Annotated in this window: 19 protein-coding genes; 9 read left to right on the forward strand and 10 right to left on the reverse strand. The window is 70.8% G+C overall.

The window, feature by feature from the left end; all coding sequences use genetic code 11:
* The first annotated feature begins 58 nt into the window (after nt 1-58).
* The gene (locus ACFVT1_RS37780; protein ID WP_389804466.1) at nt 59-4,153 is read left to right on the forward strand and encodes a trypsin-like peptidase domain-containing protein; all 4,095 of its coding nucleotides are present in this window, start codon (nt 59-61) and stop codon (nt 4,151-4,153) included.
* Nucleotides 4,154-4,196: 43 nt separating this feature from the next.
* Nucleotides 4,197-5,150 (forward strand): bifunctional riboflavin kinase/FAD synthetase, encoded by a 954-nt coding sequence (locus ACFVT1_RS37785; RefSeq protein WP_389804468.1) that lies wholly within the window; start codon nt 4,197-4,199, stop codon nt 5,148-5,150.
* Between the two features lie 84 nt (nt 5,151-5,234).
* Here ACFVT1_RS37785 and ACFVT1_RS37790 read toward each other — a convergent pair whose 3' ends face one another.
* From ACFVT1_RS37790 to eccE, 9 genes are all read right to left on the reverse strand, one after another.
* Complete coding sequence (locus ACFVT1_RS37790; RefSeq protein ID WP_389804471.1) at nt 5,235-6,230, reverse strand: oligopeptide/dipeptide ABC transporter ATP-binding protein; 996 nt, start codon at nt 6,228-6,230, stop codon at nt 5,235-5,237.
* On the reverse strand, nt 6,227-7,258 hold the full coding sequence (locus ACFVT1_RS37795; RefSeq protein ID WP_389804473.1) for an ABC transporter ATP-binding protein: 1,032 nt from the start codon (nt 7,256-7,258) through the stop codon (nt 6,227-6,229). The genes ACFVT1_RS37790 and ACFVT1_RS37795 overlap by 4 nt, the downstream gene beginning before the upstream one ends.
* Nucleotides 7,255-8,190 carry an ABC transporter permease gene (locus tag ACFVT1_RS37800; protein ID WP_389804475.1) on the reverse strand — a complete coding sequence of 312 codons (936 nt, stop codon included), beginning with the start codon at nt 8,188-8,190 and terminating at the stop codon, nt 7,255-7,257. Before ACFVT1_RS37800 ends, ACFVT1_RS37795 begins: the two co-directional genes overlap by 4 nt.
* A complete protein-coding gene (locus ACFVT1_RS37805; protein ID WP_389804477.1) occupies nt 8,187-9,269 on the reverse strand; it encodes an ABC transporter permease in 1,083 nt (360 codons plus the stop codon). Before ACFVT1_RS37805 ends, ACFVT1_RS37800 begins: the two co-directional genes overlap by 4 nt.
* Before the next feature lie 91 nt (nt 9,270-9,360).
* On the reverse strand, nt 9,361-11,229 hold the full coding sequence (locus ACFVT1_RS37810; RefSeq protein WP_389804480.1) for an ABC transporter substrate-binding protein: 1,869 nt from the start codon (nt 11,227-11,229) through the stop codon (nt 9,361-9,363).
* Between the two features lie 197 nt (nt 11,230-11,426).
* Nucleotides 11,427-14,147, reverse strand: coding sequence for an SCO5717 family growth-regulating ATPase (locus tag ACFVT1_RS37815; RefSeq protein WP_389804483.1), 2,721 nt, complete (start codon nt 14,145-14,147; stop codon nt 11,427-11,429).
* Nucleotides 14,148-14,476: 329 nt separating this feature from the next.
* Entirely contained in the window at nt 14,477-14,710 is a 234-nt protein-coding gene (locus tag ACFVT1_RS37820) for a DUF397 domain-containing protein (protein WP_362209654.1), read from the reverse strand.
* 85 nt (nt 14,711-14,795) lie between these two features.
* Entirely contained in the window at nt 14,796-15,506 is a 711-nt protein-coding gene (locus ACFVT1_RS37825; protein ID WP_389804485.1) for a hypothetical protein, read from the reverse strand.
* Nucleotides 15,503-16,858 (reverse strand): type VII secretion protein EccE, encoded by a 1,356-nt coding sequence (gene eccE, locus ACFVT1_RS37830; RefSeq protein WP_389804488.1) that lies wholly within the window; start codon nt 16,856-16,858, stop codon nt 15,503-15,505. The genes ACFVT1_RS37825 and eccE overlap by 4 nt, the downstream gene beginning before the upstream one ends.
* Nucleotides 16,859-17,041: 183 nt before the next feature.
* On the opposite strand from eccE, the gene eccB reads away from it, so the two are divergent.
* The 7 genes from eccB (at nt 17,042) to ACFVT1_RS37865 (ending at nt 24,308) form a co-directional block, all read left to right on the forward strand.
* Nucleotides 17,042-18,574, forward strand: a complete 1,533-nt coding sequence (gene eccB / locus ACFVT1_RS37835; RefSeq protein WP_389804491.1) for a type VII secretion protein EccB — start codon at nt 17,042-17,044, stop codon at nt 18,572-18,574.
* 13 nt (nt 18,575-18,587) lie between these two features.
* Nucleotides 18,588-19,844: a type VII secretion-associated serine protease mycosin gene (mycP, locus tag ACFVT1_RS37840; RefSeq protein ID WP_389804494.1), complete on the forward strand. Its 1,257-nt coding sequence runs from the start codon at nt 18,588-18,590 to the stop codon at nt 19,842-19,844.
* Between the two features lie 172 nt (nt 19,845-20,016).
* Nucleotides 20,017-20,478: a hypothetical protein gene (locus tag ACFVT1_RS37845; RefSeq protein ID WP_389804497.1), complete on the forward strand. Its 462-nt coding sequence runs from the start codon at nt 20,017-20,019 to the stop codon at nt 20,476-20,478.
* On the forward strand, nt 20,475-22,220 hold the full coding sequence (locus ACFVT1_RS37850) for a hypothetical protein (RefSeq protein ID WP_389804499.1): 1,746 nt from the start codon (nt 20,475-20,477) through the stop codon (nt 22,218-22,220). Before ACFVT1_RS37845 ends, ACFVT1_RS37850 begins: the two co-directional genes overlap by 4 nt.
* 25 nt (nt 22,221-22,245) lie before the next feature.
* Entirely contained in the window at nt 22,246-23,502 is a 1,257-nt protein-coding gene (locus tag ACFVT1_RS37855) for a S8 family serine peptidase (RefSeq protein WP_389804502.1), read from the forward strand.
* 79 nt (nt 23,503-23,581) lie between these two features.
* On the forward strand, nt 23,582-23,941 hold the full coding sequence (locus ACFVT1_RS37860) for a WXG100 family type VII secretion target (protein WP_389804505.1): 360 nt from the start codon (nt 23,582-23,584) through the stop codon (nt 23,939-23,941).
* Nucleotides 23,942-24,005: 64 nt separating this feature from the next.
* Nucleotides 24,006-24,308, forward strand: coding sequence for a WXG100 family type VII secretion target (locus ACFVT1_RS37865; RefSeq protein WP_362209630.1), 303 nt, complete (start codon nt 24,006-24,008; stop codon nt 24,306-24,308).
* 181 nt (nt 24,309-24,489) lie between these two features.
* On the opposite strand, the gene ACFVT1_RS37870 is transcribed toward ACFVT1_RS37865, so the two are convergent.
* Nucleotides 24,490-24,945, reverse strand: coding sequence for a hypothetical protein (locus tag ACFVT1_RS37870; protein WP_389804509.1), 456 nt, complete (start codon nt 24,943-24,945; stop codon nt 24,490-24,492).
* Nucleotides 24,946-25,014: the final 69 nt, after the last annotated feature.

Genomic DNA, 25,014 nt, shown 5'->3' on the forward strand with positions numbered 1-25,014 from the left:
GGGGGCGCTTTTACTCCGAGTGGGTTCGTGCTGATCATCTCCGACCTAACGTCGGACCATGGGAAGCGGGCACCGGACAGCGCTGGTACGTATCTGCGATCCGGCCGGCCGGCAGCGGGGGACCGGATTCGTCGCCGACGACCGGGGCACGGTGGTGACCAGCCACGAAGCGGTCGCCGGTGCCACCCGGCACGTCCTGTACGGAACGGACGGCCGCAGCTGCTGCGTCGAGGCCGCCGACGTCACCGAACTGCCCGAGCTCGACCTCGCCCTGCTGCGCACCGGGGGACTCTCCGTGCTCGGGGTGGAGCCGACGCCGATCGCCTCGCGGAACAGGATCGAACCCGGCGCGTATGTGACGATCGCCGCCCACGGCCGGCGCGAGGCGCGGGTGCTCGGCACGACCCCGGTGACATACACCGCGCACGGCCGCACCCACCGGATCGGCGCCGCGATGGAGCTGGCGCTCGGTACGGACGGCCGGGACGCGCTGCGGCTCGGCGGCGCGGCCGTGGGCGGGCCCGTCGCCGATCCGGAGAGCGGCGCGGTCATCGCCGTGCTCGGCACCGCGCTGCGCGCCGGGCATCCCGCCGCCGGGTTGGCGGTGCCCCTGCAGATCGCGGGCGCCGACGGTCCGCTGGACGCGCTGCTGAGGCGCAACGCGACGGGCGTTCCCGGATACGGCCGCGACCTGAACCTCGCGGGCGCCCTGCACCTCACCGCGATGTCGCTCGGCTCGGCGGACGGCCCGGCCTCCTGCCCCGATCCGGTCGAACGCCCGGACGTCGTCGCGGAGTTCACCGCCTTCACGGCCCCCGGCCACCCCTCGCCCGCGCCGCACGGACCCGCCGTGGTCCTGGGCCTCGTCGGAGCTCCGGGCACCGGCCGTACCACCGAACTGGCCGCACTCGCCGCCCGCCGGGCCCTCGGCTCCGTGCCCGCCCCCACTCTCTGGTTGCGCGGCGCCGATCTGCTGGCCGACGACACCTCGGTCGCCGACGCGATCGCCCGTGCGCTCCGGCGGTCCAGTCGGATCGCGGGTGCCGCCGGTGCGCGGGGCGACCTGGCGAGCGCCACTGCGGAGCGGGTGGCCCGGCTGGCCGAGGAGTCCGGCAGCCCGCTGCTCGTCCTGCTGGACGGCCCCGAGGAGATGCCTCCCGTGCTGGCCCACGGGCTGGCCCGGTGGACGGCGGGCACGGTCGGCTGGCTGCGGGGGAACGGGGCGCGGCTCGTGGTCGCCTGCACGCCCGAGCACTGGGAGACGGCCGGTGCGTTCTGTCCGCCCGGCGCTCTGCACCACCCCGTCCGGCCGGCCGGACGGCTGCCGTCCGCGGTCCGCCTCGGCGACTTCACCGCCGGCCAGGCGGAACGGGCCCGGGAGCGGTACGCCATCCCGCCGGACGCGCTCACCCCCGGCCACGACCGGCACCCGCTCACGCTGCGCCTCCTCGCGGAGGTGCGCGAGGCGCTGCCCGGGGACGTCGCCGGGCAGCCCGGCACGGACGATGTCTTCGGCGCCCACCTGGACCTGATGTGCCTGCGCGTCGCGGTCCGCATCGCAGCCGTATCGGGCACGGCGCCCGGGGGCACCGCGGTCCGCCGCCTGGCCGCGCGGGTGGCCGGGCAGATCCACGAGGCGGCCCGCCGCTGTCTCGGCCCCGGCCAGGGGGAGGTGGACGGGGCGGCCTTCGAGGAGGTGTTCCCCTGGCGCACGGGCTGGGCGTCGGCCGTCCTCACCGAGGGCCTGCTCGTCCCGGCGGGCACGGGCTACCGCTTCGCGCACGAGGAGCTGGGGGACTGGGTGCAGGGCGCCCACCTGGATCTGGACGCCGCCCTGCACGCACTGGTCCACCGGTGGCACGCGGAGGAGCGGGCGGGGGAGGGGCCGGCGTCGGAGACGGGGACACGGGCGTCCTCCCCGGCCTCGGAACCGCGTGTTCCGCAGCCGAGGAGGCCGCGTGCGGCGCGCGGCCGGGGGACCGCGACGGAGGCCGGGGCGGCGAAGGGGCTCCGGGTGGGGCGCGGCTCGAAGCCCGCGCCGGAGCCCGCCGCGGAGGCTGCGGCAAAGAAGCGGCGGGACGGAGGCAGCCGCGTGCCTGCGGTGGACGCCACGGCGGAGGCCGAAGCGGCGGCCGGGGCGCGAGGGGGATTCGGCTGTGCACCTGGGCTGGGCGCCGGGGCGGTTGAGATGTGGCGGGCGGAGGACGGTCGCGCGCTCGCGGCGGACGCCGTGGCGGAGGCCGAAGCGGCGGCCGGGACGCAGGAGGGACTCAGCCGCGCGATCGAGCCGCCGGTGGGGCGCGGCCGCGTGACCGTGCGGGATGCCGCGGCGGAGGCCGGCCCGGGGGCGGGAGCGGCGGCCGGGCCGCAAGGGGGGCTCGGCGGACTGCCCGCGCCGGCGGCCGGGCCGCGCGTTCTGCCCGTGCCGCGTCATCGGTCCGGCCCGGTGATCCAGGCCCTGCTGCTTCTGGGGCGCCGCAGGGGGCCCGGCGCACTGGCGCACCGGCTGGCCGATCTCATCGAGGCCCTGGACCGGCTGTCACCGGGGCCGGAGACGCGTGCCGACGTCCCTCATGACGCCCGCTGGTGGGCGGCCCACCTGCTCTCGGAGACCCTGCTGCGGGTGCCTGACGCCCGGCCCCACCTCGGGGTGCTGCGGCTGCTCGCCGGCCGCGTCGTCCGGCGAGCGGGCAGCCCGGGGGCGTACGCGGAGTTCGGGCCGTGGTTCTGGCGGCGGCTGCGGCTGCCGGAGGCGGACCGGATCGACCTGCTCCGGCGTCTGGTCCCCGCGGACGGCCCGCGCCGGGTCGACCCCCGCGGTGAGGGAGACCGCGTCTGCGACGCGCACGACGACGGCGACGGCCGTGAGCGGTTCCTGGATGCCGTCGCGCGACGGCTCGCCGCCCAGCCCCGGACCGTGCAGCCGCTGCTCTGCGGCTGGTTCACCGACGAGCGCCCGCTGCCCGCCGAAGAGGGGCTCGCGATGCGCCCGACGGTGGCCGACGCGGCGCAGGCGCTGCTCTACGCCCGCCGGGACCTCGCCGTCGACGATCTGACCGACGCGCTCGTCTCGACCGCCCACCCCCGGGCCGAGGAACTGCTCACCACGCTGGCCGAGGACGAGCCCTCCGCGCTGTGCCGCGCCGTCGACCGCTGGTCCCGTGACGAGGACCGGCCCGCCCGCCGGGCCGCCGCAGCCTCCTACGCGCCGGTCACCGCCGCGCACGTCACCCTCGACGCCGACCGCGGGCTGCTGCGCGGGGCGGCCCTCGCGCTGCTGTCCCGCCCGGCCGACGCCGCGCTGCACGGGGCCGCGCTCACCCTTCTCGTCCAGGATCCGCTGAGCCGGGACCGACACCTCCCGCAGGCTCTGCGGGCCTTCGTCGCGGGCGAGCCGCACCTGTCGGCCGAGGCGTTCGTCGGCGCGCTGCTCTCCCACTCGCGGCAGGTGCTCACCGCGCTCCGGGAGCGGCTCACCCGGCCCGACGACGGCGCGGGCGAGGTGCTGTGTTCGCTCGCCGGGATCGACGCCCCCGCGCTGGCCCTGCACACCGCCGGACTCGTGCGGGCGTACATCGACAGCCACCCGGACGACACCGTGCACGCCGCGGCGTACATCGACCGGAGGCTGGAGCGCGGCCCCGCCGCCCGCGCCCTGCTGCTGCCCCTGGTGACCGGGCTGCTGCGGGACCGTCCGGTGCCGCCGCCGGTGCGCGGCGCGCTCGCGGGGGTGCTTGCCGCGCCGGGCAGCCCCGCCTCCGGGCAGCTGAGGGGAGAGCTGCTGGAGGTCCTGCTGGATTTCGAGCAGGGCGCCCACCGCGATCCGGCCGTGCTCGACGCGTTGCTGCGGGCCGCCGCGGCCGGCTCCGGCGCCCGTGCACCGGCCCGAACCCGCGCCCTGGTCCACCGCACCGGGATGCTGCTGGTCCGTACCCCCGACGGCGCGGTCCGCTTCGACCGCGGACTGGTCGAACTGGCCCGTGACGTGCCCGGATTCGCCGCCCTGGTCACCGGATGGCTGGCGGAGGCCCCGCAGGAGTGGGCGGCGCTCGTCGGTCCGAGTGCGCGGCGCACGGTGGAGGCCCTCGCGAGCCCGAAAACGATGCCGATGCGGGCCGCGGGGCGTGAGCATGGCAGTCTTAGACCTGCGTAACAGGCAATTTCATGGACACGGGTTCGGGCGAGGAGCGGTCACAGTGCAACGCTGGCGTGGCTTGGAGGACATCCCCCAGGACTGGGGACGCAGCGTCGTCACCATCGGCTCCTACGACGGGGTGCACCGCGGACACCAGCTGATCATCGGGCGGGCCGTGGAGCGGGCACGCGAGCTGGGCGTGCCGTCGGTCGTGGTGACCTTCGACCCGCACCCCAGCGAGGTCGTACGGCCCGGCAGCCACCCGCCGCTGCTCGCCCCGCACCACCGGCGTGCCGAGCTGATGGCGGAGGTGGGGGCGGACGCGGTGCTGATCCTGCCGTTCACCACCGAGTTCTCGAAGCTGGCACCGGCCGACTTCATCGTGAAGGTGCTCGTCGACAAACTGCACGCGCAGCTCGTCATCGAGGGCCCGAACTTCCGCTTCGGCCACAAGGCGGCCGGGAATGTGCAGCTGCTCACCGAGCTCGGCGCGACCTACGACTACGGTGTCGAGGTGATCGACCTGTACGTGAGCGGCGAGGCGGGCGGCGGCGAACCGTTCTCCTCCACCCTCACCCGGCGCCTGGTCGCCGAGGGCGATGTCGCGGGCGCCGCAGAGATCCTGGGCCGGCCGCACCGCGTCGAGGGTGTCGTGGTCCGCGGGGCGCAGCGCGGCCGCGAGATGGGCTTCCCCACGGCCAACGTGGAGACCCTGCCGCACACCGCGATCCCCGCCGACGGCGTCTACGCGGGCTGGCTCAATGTGAACGGCGAGGCGATGCCCGCCGCGATCTCGGTCGGCACGAACCCGCAGTTCGACGGCACCGAGCGGACGGTGGAGGCGTACGCGATTGACCGCGTCGGCCTCGATCTGTACGGGCTCCATGTCTCGGTGGACTTCCTCGCCTACGTACGCGGGATGCTGAAGTTCGACTCGGTCGAGGACCTGCTCGTGGCGATGGCCGCCGACGTGAAGCGGTGCAGCGAGCTGGTCTCCGCGTACGAGCGCGGCTGAATCGCTCCTTCCGCGCGACCGGGGCCGGGACCGTTCGTCCACGGTCCCGGCCCCGCTCCGCCGGACAGGCCTCGGATCACCGCGTCACGCCGGTGCCTTCGCGGCCGCGTTCGCCCAGTGGCACGCCACCTGGGTCTGCCCGCCGCCCGCGAGCACCGGCAGGTCCTTCGTACGGCACGCGTCCGCGACGCCCGCCCGCTCCGCCTCGCCCGAGGCCAGCACCTGGCAGCGGGCGTGGAAACGGCAGCCGGACGGCACCCGGGACGGGTCCGGCGGCTCACCGGTCAGAATCACCGGATCGGTCCCGGCCTCCGGGAGCACCGACAACAGCGCCTGGGTGTACGGGTGTTGCGGAGCGGTCAGAATCTGCTCCACCTCGCCCGTCTCCACGATCCGGCCGAGGTACATCACCGCGACCCGGTCGGCGATGTTCCACGCCAGGCCGAGGTCGTGCGTGACCACCAGCGCGGACAGGCCCAGCTCGTCCCGCAGCCGCAGCAGCAGGGCGAGGATCTCGCCGCGCACCGAAGCGTCCAGCGAGGCCACCGGCTCGTCGGCCACGATGAGTTCCGGCTCCAGCACGAGCGCGCCCGCGATGACGACCCGCTGGCGCTGGCCGCCCGACAGCTCGTGCGGGTAGCGCAGGAAGAACCGCTCGGGGGGCCGCAGCCCCGCCCGCGACAGCGCCTCGGCCACCGCCGCCCGCTCGTCCCCCGCGTACCCGTGGATCCGCAGGCCCTCGGCGACGGCGTCGTACACGGTGTGCCTCGGGTTGAGCGAACCGCTGGGGTCCTGGAGCACCAACTGGACCCGTTTGCGGTACGCCTTCAGCGCCCGGCTCGTGTAGTCGAGCGGCTGCCCGCCGAAGGTCACCCGCCCGGACGTCGGCGGGACCAGACCCAGCAGCGACCGGGCGAGCGTCGTCTTGCCGCAGCCCGACTCACCGACCAGGGCGACGATCTCGCCGGGCCGGATGTCCAGGTCGACACTGTCCACGGCACGCGCCGGGGCGGCCCCGCGCCGGCCGGGGAAGGTGACCTTCAGCCCTTCCGCGCTGAGCAGGGGAGTGGTGGTGGTCATGGTGTGCTCCTTGCTTCCTCGGCACCCGGCAGGACCGGGACCGCGGCCACCGCCCCCGGTTCCACCAGCACACAGGCGGCCCGCCGCTCCGGTCCCGCCTCCCGCAGCTCCTGGTCCTGCGTGGTGCAGGAGTCCAGGGCCACCGGGCAGCGGGGATGGAACGTGCAGCCGCCGGGCAGCGCCGACGGGTCCGGCGGATCGCCGGGCAGCCCGCGGGGCGCGAACCGGGAGGCCGGGTCGCCGATGCGGGGAAAGGCGCCGGACAGGGCCTTGCCGTACGGGTGGTGCGCGTTCTCGTAGACCTCGGACGCCGGGCCCTCCTCCACGACCCGGCCCGCGTACATCACCGCGAGCCGGTCGCAGGTGTCCGAGAGCACGGCGAGGTCGTGGCTGATCATGATCAGGCCGAGGTCCTGCTCGGACACCAACTGCTCGATCAGCCGCAGGATCTGCGCCTGGATCATCACATCGAGCGCCGTGGTCGGCTCGTCCGCGATGATCAGGCCGGGGTCGCAGGCGAGCGCCATCGCGATCATCACGCGCTGCCGCTGCCCGCCGGAGAGCTCGTGCGGATAGGCGTCCGCGCGGGCGGCCGGCAGCCCCACCTGCTCCAGGAGTTCGCCGGCCTTCTTCGCCGCCCCGGCCTGCGTCGCCTTCCTGTGCAGCAGGATCGGCTCGGCGATCTGGTCGCCGATGCGGTGCACCGCGTTGAGGGAGTGCATCGCGCCCTGGAACACGATCGACGCCCCCGCCCAGCGCACCGCCCTGACCTGGCCCCACTTCATGGCGAGGACGTCCTCGCCGTTCAGCAGGATCTCGCCGGAGACCTTCGCCCCGGCGGGCAGCAGCCGCAGCAGCGCGAGCGCCAGCGTCGACTTCCCGCAGCCGGACTCACCGGCGATGCCGAGCTTCTGCCCGGCGTCGACGGTGAGGTTCACGCCCCGGACGGCCTGTGCTCCGCCGCCGTACGTCACCGTGAGGTCCCGTACGTCGAGAAGCGGCGTCTTCCTGGTGCTCGTCGTACTCAACGGGCCACCCCCAGCTTGGGATTGAGCACGGACTCGATGGCGCGTCCGCACAGTGTGAACGCGAGGGCCACCAGGGCGATGGCGATGCCGGGCGGTGCCAGGTACCACCAGTCGCCCGCGCTCACCGCGCCCGCCTCGCGGGCGTCCTGGAGCATGCCGCCCCAGGAGGTGATGGTCGGATCGCTGAGGCCGAGGAAGGCCAGGGTGGCCTCCGTGAGGATCGCGCTGGAGATCACCAGCGTGGTCTGTGCGAGCATCAGCGGCATCACGTTGGGCAGCACGTGCCGGACCATGATGTGCCCGTGGCCGCCGCCCAGCGCGCGGGCGCGCTCGATGTACGGGCGGGACTCCACGGCAAGGGTCTGGGCGCGGACCAGCCGAGCCGTGGTCGGCCAGGTCGTGACGCCGATCGCGATGATGACCGTCCACATCGAGCGGTCCATCACGGTGGCGAGCGCGATGGCGAGGACCAGGGTCGGCATCACCAGGAACCAGTCGGTGATCCGCATCAGGACCGTCGAGTACCAGCCGTGGAAATGCCCCGCGACGATGCCGACGACCGTGCCGATGGCGACGCACAGGAACGCCGCGAGCAGGCCGACCGTCAACGAGACGCGGGCGCCCCAGACCAGCAGGGCCAGCACACTGCGCCCGAACTGGTCCGTACCGAGCGGGAATTCACCGCTCGGCGACTCCAGCGCACCGCCGGGCGCGCCGGTGACGCTCTGCGAGTCGGAACCGACGAGCTGCGGCGCGAACACGGCGATCAGCGCGATCAGGACGAGCGCCGCCAGACCCCACAGTCCGCCCCGGTGATTGCGGTACTCCCGCCAGAAACGGGCGAGGGAGCGCCGTTTGCGCGCGCGGGCCAGCGCGCGCGGGTTCTCGGCCGCCCCCGCCTTCGTGGGCGTGGGCATGGATTCGGTCGTCATCGGCCCACCCGGGGATCGAGCAACGGATACAGCACATCGGCAAGGGTGTTCGCCAGGACCACCGCAGTGGCGAAGACGAAGAACAGCCCCTGTACGAGGGGGAGGTCGGGCACGCTGAGCGCCTGGTAGAAGAGGCCGCCGAGGCCCGGCCAGGAGAACACCGTCTCGACCAGGATCTGCCCGGCGACCACATGCCCCAGGTTCACGAACATCAGCGTGAACGTCGGCAGCATCGCGTTCGGCACGGCGTGCTTGCGGCGTACGACATCGTCCCGCAGCCCCTTCGCGCGGGCCGTCGTCAGATAGTCGCTGCCCATCTCGTCGAGCAGTGAGGAGCGCATCACGAGCAGCGTCTGCGCGTAGCCGACCGCTACCAGGGTGACCACCGGGAGGACCAGGTGGTGTGCCACGTCGAGGACGTAGGCGAGCCCGCTCTCCCCGCCCGATTCCATGCCGCCCGTCGGGAACATCCCGGGGATCGGCCCGATGCCCACCGCGAAGACGATGATCAGGAGCAGGCCCAGCCAGAACGACGGCACCGAGTAGAGCGTGAGCGCGAACGCGGTGTTGAAGCGGTCGCTCAGGGAGCCGTTGCGCCAGGCGGTACGGGTGCCCAGCCAGATGCCGAGCGCGGTGTAGAGGACGTACGCCGTGCCGGTGAGCAGCAGCGTCGCCGGAAGTGCCTCGGTGATCTTGTCGATGACGGGGGCGTGGAACTGGTACGAGGTACCGAAGTCTCCGGTCAGCGCGTCGCCCACATAACTCGTGAACTGCTTCCAGAGCGGCTGATCGAGCCCGAACTGGTGCCGGAGCGACTGGAGTTGCTCGGCAGAGACGCGGCGTCCGCCGGTCATCTGCTTCACCGGGTCGCTGGGAATGAGACGGAAGAGGAAGAAGCTGGTGACCAGCACGGCGAACAGGGAGACGACCGCACCCGCGATCTTCGCCGCGACGTACTGGACATAGGCCTTGATGTTGCGCGCCCGTGGACCGCGGGCGGCCGACGGTCCGGCCTGGGCCGGACCGTCGGTGTCCGCGTCCGCGATCTGCACGAGCGCCGGGGTGCTTTCAGCTGTCATGGGGAACTCTCGTTACTCGTGCTGCACTTGGAGGAACCGCCGGGACGGCTTCTGTGCCGCCCCGGCCGGCCTCTCTCACCCGTCCGCGTGATTACTCGCGGTCGTCCGCGGTGGTACGGCGGCGCTTCGCGATGAACAGCCCGCCACCGGCGAGCACCAGTACGACGATGACGATGCCGATGACGACACCGGTGGAGTCGGAGCCGCCGGAGCTGTCCGCACCGTCGCTGCCCGCCGGAACGGCCGACCACCAGCCCCAGTACCCGTCCTGGCCGTAGATGTTGCCCGCCGCCTCGGGCATCGTCGTGATCGACTTGATCTGGTCGGTGCGGTAGGCCTCGACCGCGTTCGGGTACGCGATGACGCTCATGTACCCGGAGTCGTACAGCCACGACTGCATCTGCTTGACGATGTCCGCGCGCTTGGCCGGGTCGTACTCGGCGAGCTGCTTCTTGTAGAGCTCGTCGTACGTCTTGTCGCAGATGAAGTTGTCGGTGGCGGCGCTCTCCTTGGCCTTGGCCGGCAGTGCGTCGCAGGTGTGGATGCCGAGGACGAAGTCCGGGTCCGGGTTGACGGACCAGCCGTCGAAGGCGAGGTCGTACTCACCGGCGTACCAGGGCACGGAGACGTCGTCGCGGCAGTCGACCTTGAGGCCGATGCCGAGCTTGCCCCACCACTCCTGGAGGTACTTGCCGATCGCCTTGTCGTTCGGGTCGGTGGCATGGCAGAGGATGCGCAGGTCCAGCGACTTGCCGTCCTTGCCGACGCGCCGGTCGCCCTTGAGCGGGTAGCCCGCCTCGTCGAGGAGCTTGGCCGCCTTGGCCGGGTCGTAGGCGAGGCTCTGGCCGGCGGAGGGCTGCCAGAAGTACGTGGAGAAGCGCGGCGGGATGTAGCCCTGGCCCTCGACCGCGTGGCCCTGGAAGACCTTGTCGATGATGGTCTTGCGGTCGATGGACAGGAAGAGGGCCTGGCGCACCTTCTGGTCGAGAAGGGCCTTGTTGCCGTTGCCGAACTTCTTGCCGTCCTTGGTCTGCGCGCCCGGGTTGGCGGCAAGCGCGAAGAAGCGGCGGCCCGGACCCTCGTTGACCTTGATGTTCTTCTCGCCCTTGAGGGACGCGGCCTGGGCGGGCGTCAGCGCCGGGGAGCCGGCGACGAAGGAGACCTCGCCCTTGCGCAGCGCGGCGACCGCGGCGTCCTGGTCCTTGTACGTCTTGAAGACCAGTTCGTCGAACTTCGGCTTGCCGCGCCAGAAGTCCTTGTTGGCCTTGAGCTTCACATACTGGTCGACCTTGTAGTCGGTCAGGACGAACGGCCCGTTGCCGACGATCGGGAACTTCGTGTCGTTGTTGAACTTGGAGAAGTCACCGACCTTCTCCCACACGTGCTTGGGGACTATCGGCACGTCCAGCGCGGCCATGGTGGCCTGCGGCTCCTTGAGCTCGATGACCAGCTTGGTCGGGCTCGGAGCCGTCACCTTCTTGAAGTTCGTGACGAAGCTGCCGTTGGCCTGCGCGGCGCCCTCGTCGGTCATGATCTTGTTGAACGTCCACGCCGCGTCCTCGGCGGTGGCCTGCTGCCCGTCCGACCACTTGGAATTGGACCGGATGGTGTACGTCCAGGTCAGCTTGTCCGCGGACGGCTCCCACTTGGTGGCGAGGCCGGGGATCGCGTGGTTGTCCTTGGCGTCGTAGTTCGTCAGGAAGTCGTACATGAGCCGGCTGATGCTGGTGCTCATGAGCCGCTGGGCCAGGAACGGGCTCAGGGAGTCGACGCTCTGTGCGACGGCGACGGTCAGCGTCGACGGGCCGCTGTCGGCGGCCTGCGCCTGCTGCGGCGCGGCACCGAGGGGCACACCGGCGACGGAACCGGCGGTCAGCGCCAGAGCGGCGGCGCCGGAGGCCAGCAGAACACGCAGACGTGAGCGTGGCTGGGCAGAAGGTGGTGGAACTCTTTCAACCATGGTCAGGGACCTCGCGTCATGACTCGCACGGAGAAGGCGGGTTGATCTGTGGTTCGCCAGCTGGTGAAGCGAAGGTTTATCAGCGGGGGTCGAGCCGCGTCAACGGTCATCGAAACGGCGTGTGGGCTGCGGGAATGCGCGGAGGGCCCGCACCGTGGAGACGGTGCGGGCCCTCATTGGTTCAGACCTCTGATGCCTTACTGCTGAGGCGCTGGCGGCGGCTGCTGCTGCCATCCCGCGGGAGGTACGGGACCCTGCGGCCCGGGTGGGACCGGCTGACCGGGCTGACCGGGCTGCCCTGGCTGACCGGGCAGGCCGGGCTGCTGCTGGTGGGGCGGCGGCGGTCCGGCCGGGCTCGCCGCGGACTGGGCCTGGGAGGGCAACGACTGCTGCCAGCCATGCTGTTGCACCCCGGGGCCGGGCTGCGGCGGGTACGGCTGCCGGCCACCGTACGGCTGCTGCTGCGGCGGGTAGGGCTGCTGAGGCGGCTGCGGGGCGTACTGCTGCTGGCCGGGCATCGGCGGGGCGTACTGCTGCTGACTGGGCATCGGCGGGGCGTACTGCGGGGGCGGGGTGGAGCCGTTCGACGTCCAGAGCCCCTGCTGCTGCTGGGCGCGCGCGAAGTCCTCGGCGACCATCGCGGAGAGGTTGAAGTACGCCTCGCGGGTCTTGGGGCGCATCATGTCGAGGTCGACCTCCGCGCCGGCCGCCAGATGCTCGTCGAACGGTACGACGACGACGCCGCGGCAGCGCGTCTCGAAGTGCTGCACGATGTCATCGACCTTGATCATCTTGCCGGTCTCGCGGACGCCCGAGATGACCGTGATGGAGCGCTGCACCAGCTCCGCGTACCCGTGCGCCGACAGCCAGTCCAGCGTGGTCGAGGCGCTGGACGCACCGTCGACCGACGGCGTCGAGATGATGATCAACTGGTCGGCGAGGTCCAGCACGCCGCGCATCGCGCTGTAGAGCAGACCGGTGCCCGAGTCGGTGAGGATGATCGGGTACTGCTTGCCCAGCACATCGATCGCGCGCCGGTAGTCCTCGTCGTTGAACGTCGTGGAGACCGCCGGGTCGACGTCGTTGGCGATGATCTCCAGACCGGAGGGCGCCTGCGAGGTGAAACGGCGGATGTCCATGTACGAGTTGAGGTACGGGATCGCCTGGACCAGGTCGCGGATGGTGGCGCCGGTCTCCCGGCGTACCCGGCGGCCGAGCGTGCCCGCGTCCGGGTTGGCGTCGATGGCGAGGATCTTGTCCTGCCGCTCGGTGGCCAGGGTCGAACCGAGAGCGGTGGTCGTGGTGGTCTTGCCGACACCGCCCTTGAGGCTGATGACCGCGATCCGGTAGCAGGACAGCACCGGCGTACGGATCAGTTCGAGCTTGCGCTGCCGCTCGGCCTCCTCCTTCTTGCCGCCGAGCTTGAAGCGGGCCGCGCCGGACGGCATACGGCTGCTCTTCGCCTTCTGCTTGCCCCGGACCAGCCGGTCGGAGGAGAGCTCCACGGCCGCCGTGTACCCGAGCGGGGCGCCGGGCACGGAACGCTCGCGCTGGTCGTGGGTGACCGGGGTCGGCCAGGCGGCCCCGGTGCGTGGGTCGACGGGGGTGCGCGGGTCGACGGGCTGTCCCGGCGGCTGGGGCTGCTGTTGCTGCGGCTGCTGGGGGTGGACCGGCTGCTGGGGCGCGGGCGGCTGCGGGGCGGCCTGCGCGGGCGGATGAGGCGTGCCCTGGACCGGCTGCTGCGGAGCCTGGGGGACCTGCGGCGGGAGCGGCGTGCTCTGCTGCGCCGGCCACTGGGGCGCCTGAGGCGGCAGGGCGGCCTGCGGCTGCTGCGGGAAGCCGTAGCCGCCCTGTGCCGGTGGCTGTTGTGCGGCCGGAGCGGGCTGCTGCGGGAAGCCGTAGCCGCCGTGGGGCGGCTGGGGTGCCTGCGGCGCTCCGGCCTGCGGGAAGCCGTAGCCACCGGGCCCCTGGTCGGCCGGAGCCGGAGCCGAAACGGGCCACTGCGGCGCCGCCTGGGGCGCGACGGGCTGCGGCGCGGCGGGCTGGAAGGCGGGCGGCAGCGGCGGCAGAGCGCCCTGCGGCGGCGCGGGCGCCCAGGGGGTGGGCGCGGGCGCCGGGGTGTTGTGCGGTGCGGCGGCGGGCGGTGCGTCCTGGGGCGCCGCGTCCGTGACGGCGTCCGAGGGCGCGGGGCCCTCCGGCCCGTCGGCGGCATCGCCCGTGGTGGCATCCGGAGTCTCGGCGGGCGTCGCGGCAGCGGCATCGGAATCGGCGGCGGCAGCGCCGCCGTCGGCCTCCTCGGCGTTCCCGTCCGCCGCCTCCACGGAGCCGGGGCCTTCACTCTCGCCCGTACCGTCACCACCGGCCCCCGCGGAGGCGGAACCCGCACCCGAGCCGTCCGCAGCCACGTCCGCGCTTCTCGACGCCTCCTCGCGCTCCGCGATCTCCCGCTTCAGGGCGGCGGGCGAGAACCGCATGGTCGCGCCGCTCTCCACATCACCGCCACCGAACGGGTCCGTGATCCCGTCGGGAGCACCCGCCCCGTCCGCGGGAGGGGCCGTGGAGTCACCCGAAGCGGAATGAGCGGGAGCGGGAGGCGCGGGCGCCGGTGCGGACGGCGCCGGTACGGGAGGAGCCGGTACGGACGGAGCAGGTGCGGGCGGTGCCGGAGCCCAGTTGGGGTCGAAGCCACCCGCGGCCGGCGGCGCGGGCACGGCCGCCGGCGGCCCGTTGGGCGGCGGAGGCGGCGCCAGATGCGATCCGGCACCGCCCGACGAGTCCCCCGGCGCATTCTGCGTGTACCAGGCGGGCGGGGTGTAGTCGATGGTGAACTCACCCGTCATCTCGGCGGGCTCCGCGTCGGACGACTCGTCGACGGGCTTGTTCCAGCCCCCGCGGATCTCGTCCCGATCGCCGTTCACTTTGCCTCCTGGTGTGGTCGAGCACCCTTGTGCCGTGGTGGGTGGGGGCGACCGTTCCCGTTGTCCGATCCGCCCGGCTCTCCCCCTTGGGACGCGCATCGCCTGCCCGCAGGTTCTTCTGCCGCGCCCCGACCCACCCTAATCGTCATCGGGCTCACTGCGGCAGGCCGTTCCGCACGCCAGAAACTGTCCAGTAGGCAACGCACCGTCCTCAAGTGCCCCGAGTACGGCTGCATGCACGGTCCGAAGCGGTCAACTCGGTACATACCCAGGCATGCTGAGAGGGTGGCCGTCCTGTCCGGACCGCCACCCTCTCACCAGACTCCTGCCTACGTGAGGTCGAACTCACCGTCCCGCGCGCCCAGGACGAAGGCACGCCACTCGGCCTCCGTGTACCGCAACACGGTCTCCGGATCCAGCGACGAACGCATGGCGACTGCACCGCCCGGCAGATGGGCGATCTCGACCCGTTCCTCGACCTGCTCGGTCCCCGGTGCGCTCAGCCACTCCACATCCGAGATGTCGAGAGCGTAGAGCTCTTCCTTTTCCTGCTGGGTGCCCATGTCGGCGTCCCTTCGATCGAACCGTGTCGTTCCCCGGCCATCCTCCCTGGAAGCGGCAGGCGCGGGGGCGCGAACGAAACAGTATTCAGTCCATCCGGCGAGCGGCGCCCAGCAGACCGTTCTCGATATCGGTCGCGCCGGTGATCACCCAGTGGCGCTCGCTGCCCGCCACCCAGAGTGTGACACCGTCCGCCAGGGTGGGCAGGGCCTCGCTCTCGGCCCGGGTGAGCCCCAGGATCCGGCCGATCTGGTCCGCCTCGGTGGGCGAGACCCGCTGGATGCCCACGAGCGTCGACGCCCGCATCAACCGGGGCGCCACAGGGCTCAGATAGGGCAGCAGCGTCAGCACCGACTGCCAGGGCGAGGACACCACCCGGCCGCGGGGCGGGCGCATGCCGCAGTCGCGCACCACCACCACCGGGCTGCCCACGGTCGCCCCGGTCGGCGGGACCCGGCCCACGTCATGGAGGGAGACGCACTCGAGACCGGCACCCGCGGCCTGCGCCAGAGTGGCCCAGGCCTGGGTCCGCCCGGTCTCGACCGCCACCCGCGCCCCCGTGGCCGCCGCGCGCAGCGCCAGCACCTGCGCGGTCCACAGGCCGCCGATCAACAGGACGTCGTACGGTGCCGGGCGGTGGAACCCGATCATCTGCGTGCGCCCCTCGGCATCGCTGCCGATGATCACGCCGTCGTCCCCGACCGGCAGGGACAGCGCGCCCAGGTGCTCCGCCGCCAGGGTGTGCCCCGCGTGGCGAGGGCCGCGCAGGCCCCGCCTCGGCCCGGTGCGATTCGTCATCGTGCGCCTCCCAGCGGGAGCGTCGCCAGCACGCCCGGCAACTGCTCGCGGTCCAGTCGCACCAGGCCGACCTTGGCGTGCCGTGCGGCCTGCTCCAACGTCCTTCGCACCCCGACCAGTTCGGTGTCGGATCCACCGGTGATCCGTACGTGACCGGAGACGGACACATCGCCCTGGTGCGAACCGCGCCGCACCGTCAGGCTGAAGGTCGTCGCGTACGCGGGGACCTGCGTCAGCAGCGAGACGAGGCGCGGGAGAGGAGTCGCCGCCCGGCCCAACTCGGGCCACCGGTCCACCGCATAGGCGGTGTGCCAGCGGTCGTCGCACCGCCAGACCCTCGATGTCTCCATCGTCCGCCGCTGCGGCGCGGCATCCGGGCGCCCGGCGCGGGCCGACAGGATGGGATTGGCGCACGCGGATGTCGCCACGGCGGAGTGCAGCTCTTCCTGGTCCAGCACCACGGCCCGGAATCCGGCGCCGGTGATCCGGCTCGCCACGTGGTCCGCGACCCGGACCAGACAGCGCTGGGCTCCGCCGATGCCGCCCCCGCGCGCCTCGACCGCCTCCCGGCACAGTTCCGGATCCAGTTTCACCGCCACCCAGGTCATCCGCAGCGCGGGCGCCCCGGCCTGCTCCTGAAGGGGGGCATAGGAGAGCCGCGCCGCCGACTGCTGCGGCAGATGCTGCGCCGGAGCGGGGCGTACCTGCTGCACGAGCTGCGCGGACTCCAGCACGATGTCGTCCACCGCGAGGGCATCGCCCAGGAGGGACAGCGGGAGTGCCCGCGCACCGAGCGCCTGGCGGAGCGATTCACCGCTGGCCTCGACCCTCACGACAGCGGTCAGGAACGTGCCGTCGCCGAGCATGCCCACCGTGCGGCGGTCCCGGTCGACGTAGATGTACGGAGCGAATCCCGGCACGTTCTCCGCCACCGGCGCCAGCTGCGGCTCCGCGTCCGCGGCGGACGCCGCGGCGGTGCGCCTGCGATCGCGGAGGGAGAGTGCCGTCGACAGCCAGTCCTGCACGGCGCGGCCCCGGCGGCGTACCACCGCGAGAAGCACCAGCAGGCAGGCGACCGCGATGGTGGGCACCAGCCAGGGACCGCCGAGCGCGGCACCCACCGCGGCGACCGCCAGGGCCGCCTCGACGAGCACCATCTGCCGCAGTACGGGGCCGAGGCGACCGGTCCGCGAGGTCGGCCGCAGAGTCGTCGCCGCAGGGGCGTTCACCGACGGGGTGTTCACCGGTGGGGCGGATGGTGCGCCGGCCGGCTCGTTGCCGTGTTGCCTTCGGGAAGGGCCGGACGCTCGATGGGGAGACCGCCCCGTTCGCTCGCGCGTCGTTGCACCCATCGCCGCATTGCCCCCTCTATACCCGTTTACCGTTTCTTTTCACGGGCGTTGACCGGGCGATCACCCTACCTGAGCAGTGACGGCCACGTGCCAACAGGCATAGTAGGGGGCCCAGTCGACGGCGGGCGGCGACGACGTGTGTGGGAACCTGGTCGCCCACGGGGGAAAAGGGGCAGCGGACAGATGGCATCACGGCGGGACGAACTCAACGCCTACACCTTCGCGAAGCGGAGGTTGATCGCACAGTTCCTGCAACCCAACCCGAGCGGCTCGGAGGAGGGCGCACCGCGCCCCCTGCGCGCGGTGGTGCCCGGTGCGATCGTCGGCGTCGTCATCCTCGCGGCGTTCGGAGCCTGGGGGATGTTCAAACCCGTCGCACCCCAGAAATGGGACACCCCCTACGAGAACGTCATCATCGCCAGCAAATCCACCACGCGCTATGTGGTGTTGAAGACCGACGGCAAGACGCAGCTCCACCCGGTACTGAACATGTCCAGCGCCAAGCTCCTCCTCGCCCCGGACAAGGGCAAGGTCATCAACGTCGACGAGTCGGTCCTCGACAGCGGCAAGATCCCGCACGGCGCCACCCTTGGCATCCCGTACGCCCCCGACCGGCTGCCGGACAAGAACGAAGCCGGAGCGAAGAAGCGGTGGGCCGTCTGCGAGCGGCCCGGCGAGGGCGGCAGAGCCATCCAGAAGGCCGCGTTCGTCTTCTCGGAGCGCGACCAGAAGAAGACCGAGGGCGCGGGCCGACTGCACGGTGGTGACCTGATGTACGTCGAGGGACCGGGACCCGACAGGACCCGCTACATCGTGGACGCCGCCGGCAAGGCGTACAAGGTGAAGAACGACGAACTGCTTCTGCGCACCCTGGTCGGCGACGGCCGCGCCCCCCAGCGGGTCTCCGCCGCGTGGCTGGACACCCTGCACACCGGAGACGCCATCGACTTCCCGACCCTCCCCGGAACCCCCGGCGACGACGCGGGAATCCCGGGGAAGCTGCAGCCCGCGGTGAACAAGGTGGGGACGGTCCTCGCGGCGACATCCGGTACCAGGACCCAGCAGTACGTGGTCCTGCCCGGCCGGGTCGCCCCCGTATCGGACTTCGTCGCCAAGCTCCTGCTCAGCAGCCGGGCCCTGGTCAACCTCGGCCAGGACGGCAAGGAGAGGCCGGTCAGCGCCGGAGCGTTCGAGCCCGGCGAGGCCTTCGGACAGGACATGGACTGGCCCACGAGCAAGCCGATGCCCGTCAACTCCGCGAGCGCCGCGCCCGGCAGCCGCAACACCGTGTGCAACGTCCTGCGCGGTGTCGCCACGAAGGACGGGGCCAGCACGCTCAGCACATGGGCGGGCACGAGCTTCCCCGCAACGCTCCCCACCGGCTCCAGCAGCGCCTACGTCACCCCGGGATCCGGACAGCTCTTCCGGCAGTTCAAGGGGTCCAGCGCCGACTCCGGCCCCCTCTTCCTGGTCACCGACACCGGTCTGCGCTACGCCATGCAGTCCAACGGCGACAGCGTGCAGGACGACTCCGGCATCGGTGAATCAGGCTCGAAGGAGGAGAAGGCGCAGCGGCAGCAGGAGGCGCAACAGGCGCAGAACCGGCTCGGATACAAGGACGTCGTGCCCGCACCCGTCCCGGCGGCCTGGTCCTCGTTCCTGCCCACGGGACCACGCCTGTCGACCGGCGCGGCCCGTCAGCCGCAGGGTTCCTGAGGAGCGCATCCACATGACGACGCACCCCTCCCCGTACCGGCGTCCGCTGGCAGCCGCGGCCGCCACCGCCGTCCTCTTCGTCACGCTTCCCGTACTGCCCGCCGCCGCGGACGACTCGACCCAGTGCACCTTCCCCTCGAAGAAGTACGCGGGCCGCCCCTGGGCGTTGCAACGCGTCCTGATGGACGAGTTGTGGAAGCAGTCCACCGGCAAGGGAGTGAGGGTGGCCGTCATCGACACGGGCGTGGACGTCAAGAACCCGCAGCTCAAGGCAGCCGTGGACGCCAAGAGCGGACATAATTTCCTGGAGAAGGACCTCAAGGACGAGAACGGCAACAAGGTCGAGCGCGGCAAGGAGAACGGCACCACCGACAAAGTCGGTCACGGCACCAAGGTCGCCGGAATCATCGCCGCGCGAAAGGTGAAGGGAACCGGCTTCACCGGCCTGGCTCCGGACGCGACGATCATCCCGATCCAGCAGAACGACGCCGAGGGCCACGGGACGACCGATTCGCTGGCCGCCTCCATCCACTACGCAGCCGACGTGGCCCACGCGGACGTCATCAACATCTCCCAGGACACGGCCGACGCGGTCAAACCCACGGGCGCTCTGAAGCAGGCGGTGGACGCCGCCCTGGCCAGGGAGATCGTGATTGTCGCCTCCGCCGGCAACGACGGGCTGGGCGGCAACGTCAAGGAGACCTACCCGGCCTCGTACGAAGGCGTCCTGGCCGTGGCCGCGTCGGACCGCAACAACGAGCGGGCGGCCTTCTCCCAGTCCGGCGAGTTCGTGGGCGTGGCCGCCCCAGGCGTGGACATGATCTCGACGGTCCCCGACGGCGGACACTGCGCCGACAACGGCACCAGCTTCTCGGCCCCGTACGTCGCGGGCGTCGCCGCCCTCATCAAGGCCAAGCACCAGGGCTGGACGCGGAAGCAGATCGTCGCCCAGATCCAGCAGACGGCGGAACGCTCGGTCGCGGGACACGACCGCCTGGTCGGCTGGGGCGTCGTCGACCCGGTGCGTGCCCTGACCGAGGACGACAAGCCCATCGAACGCCCTGTGGCGAACGAGGGGGTCAGCAAGGGCGAAGCACCCACGGCCGCCGAACTCCACCTGGGCGAAACGGCGGACGAACGCAACGCACGCCTGGCGACCTACGTGGTGGTGGGCGGGGCAGTGCTGGTCGCCGCGATTGCGGGTGCCGCCGTGGCCGTGCGCGACGCCCGACGGCGGTCCAGGCGTCTGGGAAGGGCGGGCAATGCCTGACAAGGCCGTGAGCCGGGAATCCGTCTGCGGAAGTTACGTGATGGACAAGACAGTTGGTCCTCTCGTAACCAGTGGCTAGAGTTTATGAAATGAGGCCAGACTTGTTCACGCGGGTGCGATAGCAACGAGTGAACAAGTCTGAGCAAACGGGGAATCGGGGAGGGGCGGGATCGTGACCGATCCAGGTGATGGCGGGGGAGGCCGGGGCGACCTCCGGCGCGGTGTTGGCGCACTGGAGAAGTTCAGGGGGCGTGTCAATACGCTCCTTGCGGACCTTGAGGGTTCGGCAGCCGGTAAGTCGAAGATTGCGGCGCAGACGGTGTCGCGTGCCGCCCTGAGCGGTCAGAACGCGTGCTTCGCGGAGGCAGACGGGCTGTACACGCAGTACAACCGCGTCCACGAGGCGCTCGTCTCGCTCTCCAAGTCGCTCGGCGACCAGATCGAATATCTGAGCCTCGGCGTGCACGCGGCGGCGGTCGGCTTCGACAACGTGGACGACGACGTGCGGCGCCGGTTCTACGAGATCCAGGTCCGCCTGGACAAGGAGCACGACAATGCGCAGGCCGAGAAGGGCGGCAAGCCTGAGCCTCGGAATGCCGACAACCAGAGCGATTCGGGGTGGGCAGCCGAATGAGTGATGCGAAGAAGCCGGAACCGAGCGCCAAGGAACAGCACACGCAGGACCAGCAGCGCGTCCAGGCCCAGTTGATCGTCACTGACGTCAACCGGCAGGTCCAGCACGTCATGGAGTCCTTCGGCTTCGGACGTTCGAGCTCCTCAGGACGGACTTCGTTCGAGGGCCACGAGCTCAACGCGATGATCGACCTGATCGAGAACTCCAATCCGGAGCACCTCGAAAACGCGGGTGAGGCGCTCTTGAATGCAAGGACGGCCATCAAGGAGGCCGCGGACGAACTGAGCGACTTCATCAAGGAAGTCGACTGGGAGGGCGAGTCCGGAATTGCCTTCCGCGACTGGGGCAACGGCCTGGTCGCCCACGCCACGAAGCTGAGCGATTTCGCGCAGGCCGCCGGGACACAGATCACGGTCGCAGGCACGGGACTCGCCTCGGTGCGCAAATCCCTGCCGCCGCGCGACAACCGTCTGGACCGCAAATCCGTCGAGGACATCGAGGCCCCGAAGCGGATCGATGGCAACCCGGAGTACGTCGCGGCGGTGAAGGTTGAGAAGAACCGCCAGGAGGCCATCAACCAGGCGAACCGACTGGCGTCGTACTACTCGGTCTCGGAGGAGACGCTGGCGGCGCAGGAACCTCCGCGGTTCGACAAGCAACTTGATGTTGCGATGCCGCGGCCGCGGGGTCGCGATGAGACGCCTCTCGACTCCGGGAGTTCGGCAGTGGGCTCTGGGGCGGTGAGGAACGGCACGCCACGAGTGAGCTCCGAGCACGCCGTCACGGGCAGTGCAGCCATCACCGGCACTGGCGGTCATGCTGCAATTGAGGCGCTCGGAACTGCCCCCGTGCTGGACAAGAGCACCTCGACGGAGATCGACAGCGTGACTACGCCACCGGCCCCCGTGACAGTCTCCGACACGTCCCCCATGCCGTCGGCCACAGGTCCTACAGGCCCGAGTACAAACTCGACTCCGCCCATGACGAATGTTCTTGTGAACCCCGTAACAGGCAGCTCGCGGCGCTCCACGGCATCAACCGGACTGCCCAGAGCAATCGGGCAGCCCGGAAACGGTGCGACCAGGACCGGCGGCCCCAAGAGCGGTGGCCCTGCTGCGAATGGGCGAGCCGGGACACCGGTTGGACGTCCATCCCCCATGGGGGGTGGCTCGGCCTCAGGAACGTCCGGGCGCTCCGGTGGGAGCGGGAGCCAGTCACCTGTTGCTGGTCGGACTGGTGCGACTGGTGGTAGACCCATGGCAGGAGGTCATGCGGGCACCTCTGGGTCTTCTGGTGCGCGTACTGGCCGGGCAAACGGCATCGTAGGTGGGACTCCGCAGCGGGCCGCTACAGGCGCGGGCAAGGCTGGTGGGGCTCGTGGAGTTCCGCGCGGAACGGTCATCGGCGCCGAGGGCGTAGCGCAAGCGCGCGGCTCTGCCGGTGGCGCAGGTCAGCGGGGAGTCATCGGAACCGGCGGAGCGAGCGGTGCGCCCCGCCCCGGTGGGCGAGGCACTTCCAGCTCGAACGGGGTCGTGGGTACGCCTCGTGGCGGTGCTGCCGGATCCGGCAGCGCAAGGGGCTTTACCGCTGGAGGCGCGGGTCTCGTACGTGGGCCCGCAGGCCGACGGGACTCTGACGACGAGGAGCAGGACGGCGGCACGCCGCGTCCGGACTACCTGACGGAAGACAGAGAGACGTGGGAGGCCGGACGGCGTGGAGTCGTACCGCCGGTGATCGAATAGGTACACGGAAGGTTCGGAAGTCAGGATGACAGCAGGAATGAGCCAGACCCGGAAGCGCCGCATGCCTCTCGGATTTCGAGGACGCCCGCTCAGCGCGATGGCTGTGGCTGCTGCCTTGAGTGTGGGATTCGCAGGGGCTGCTCCCTCCGCGCTCGCAGCAGATGTGCAATCGAAGCAGTGGTACCTCAGCGCGATGCAGGCGGAGGAGATGTGGAAGGTCACCACGGGCGAAGGCATCAAGGTTGCTGTCATCGACACCGGCGTCAATGCGTCGACGCCGTCCCTGAAAGGACAGGTCCTGAAAGGGTTTGACGCTACAGGAGCCGACGGCGATGAGTATGACGACTACCGTGGGCATGGAACCACCATGGCTGAGCTGATTGCCGGAACGGGCGAGGGCGGCGGTCTCCAAGGTCTCGCCCCAGGTGCGAAGATCATCCCGATGCGGATCACCGACACGGAGTTCCAGAATGAGCATTCGGTGAATGCACATGACTCCGAGGACGCTATTCGAGCTGCAGCGGACAGTGATGCGCAGATCATCAGCATGTCGTTCGGTAGCGATTTCCCAGGCAGGGAAGAGCGAGAAGCTGTCAAGTACGCTCAGGCTAAGGGAAAGCTGTTTTTCGCGAGTGTGGGAAACAATGCGGAGAACACTAACAAGGATCAATACCCTGCCGCGTACCCGCAGGTTGTTGGTGTCTCCTCGGCTGACCGTGAGGGCAAGGTGGCCGAGTACTCTCAGAACGGGAGCATCGTGGATATCGCCGCTCCTGGCAACGATATTCCACGTTGGTGCGACACCACATTTCGGCGCTACTGCGACGGCGATGGCGGCACCAGCGCAGCCACAGCCATCGCATCCGCCTCCGCAGCCCTGGTGTGGTCCGCCCACCCCGACTGGACTGCGAACCAGGTCCTCAACGTTCTCTTCGACACAGCAGGCCGTGACTGGGAGAAGGGCACGCTCAGCAAGTACCTCGGCCACGGCCTGATCCGCCCTTCCATGAACATCCTGAAGGGCAAGGGAGCCCCCGGCGCCCCGGACATCAGCCCCCTCACCAAGGAAAAGACGTCCGGCTCCTCGGCCTCCACCGCCCCGTCTGCACCAGCTTCGTCACAGCCCGAGAAGAAAGAAAAGGCTGACGACGCCGTCGTGGCAGGCTCCAGCAAGGAGAAGGACGACGGCAGCCCGCTCGGCCTGATCATCGGCGGAGCGGCAGCGGTGGTCGTGCTCGGCGGCGGAGCCTTCGCGCTCGTCCGTAAGCGCCGCACCGCCTGACTGGCCGTAGGTTCTTCACCCGTACCCACCGGCGAGTAAAGCCGGACCGAATAAGAGCACCAGGAAGGAAGCCGAAAACATGGCCGATCAAAAGCTCTCAGATGCCGCTCTCCTCAAGCTGGAGGGCGAGCTCTCCACGCGGTTCGACTCCGTGAAGGGCCAGCTGAAGACGCTGCAGGCGACGATCGACAGCTTGGAAGGCGCTTGGAAGGGTATCGGCGCCGGCGCCTTCAACACGAAGCAGGACGAGATCAACCGGAAGATGGTCAGCATCGCCCATCGGCTCCTCAACTACCAGGAGGCCATCAAGGCGGCGCGCACCATTTCGGGCAACACCGAAGACGAGATCAAGCAGGCCCTCCAGGGCGTCGACGTCGTCAGCGGTTACTCGGGTGATGCGACCGCGGAGGCCAGGACCTCGAACCTCAACAGCTTCTGACCTGGCCGCACCTGCACCACGTACGAGGCCTTACCACTAAACCTAGATAACACGGGAGGACCGCATGCCGAACAACAACGACGGCACGATGGTTGTCACTTACTCGAGCCTGGATCTCGCAGCCAGTGCCATTGACCGGCAGAGCAAGCAGCTCCAAGAGGACCTTGCGTCGATCAAGCGGATGATTGCCAACGTGTCCGAGCTCTGGGTGGGCGAAGCCAAGAGTGCCTATGACACCGCTCAGCGCGGCTGGGACAACGACGCCACAGCGATTCACACCGCCCTGAGCGAGATCTCCAAGAAGGTGCGCGAGGCTGGAACGGCCTACCACGCTGGCGACAAGCGGGCGAGGGCCAACTTCGAGTAGTTCTCGACGAGACGCGGTCAGGGTGGGCACGCACGGGAGGTGCCCACCCTGACTTGTGTCTCGAACGCCAAGCCGAGGTCGCGGAGTGTCGGCGCTGGGCGACCTGAGTGCGGGCGCGTGGGCGGGAGGGAACCCCCTGCCCACGGCCGCCTCGCGGGAGAGCGGGCCGTGGGCGCGGGTGTCAGGCCGTGCAGCCGAGAGCCTTCTTCACCTTCGGTACGAAGTCGAGGGTGAAGGCCTGGATGTGCTTGCGGCGTTCGGTAACACCACCGCCCGTCTTGAGACTGATGGTGACCAGTACGACGAGGTGGTCCGCGGTCGGGGCCGCGCAGCCCGTACTGACCATGGCGTTGTAATCGCCCACCGCTCCCAGGCCCTCGAACGGCAGGTTCTTGATCTTTTCCCGATTCCGGAATCGGAAGCTGTCCAGATCCCCCATGGGGTCGTAGAGCTTGTCTACCTTGTCCACTTCGAGGTTTGCCACCAGCCAGTCGTCCACCGAGATCTCACAGCGCCCCTGGCTCTTCCCTTTGGTATCGATGAGGGAATCACCGACGACCTTGAGTTCATTGCCGTCGACCAAAAACGGGTCGATCTTGCGTTCGTTCAGCGGGATCCCGCAGGCCTTCTTCGGCACGGCGTACCCCCGTCCGCCGCCGCACGCTGTGAGGGACAGTGCGACGCAACAGGTGACCACCGAGGCGGC

This window comes from Streptomyces sp. NPDC057963, from assembly GCF_042887155.1.
GTDB lineage: Bacteria > Actinomycetota > Actinomycetes > Streptomycetales > Streptomycetaceae > Streptomyces.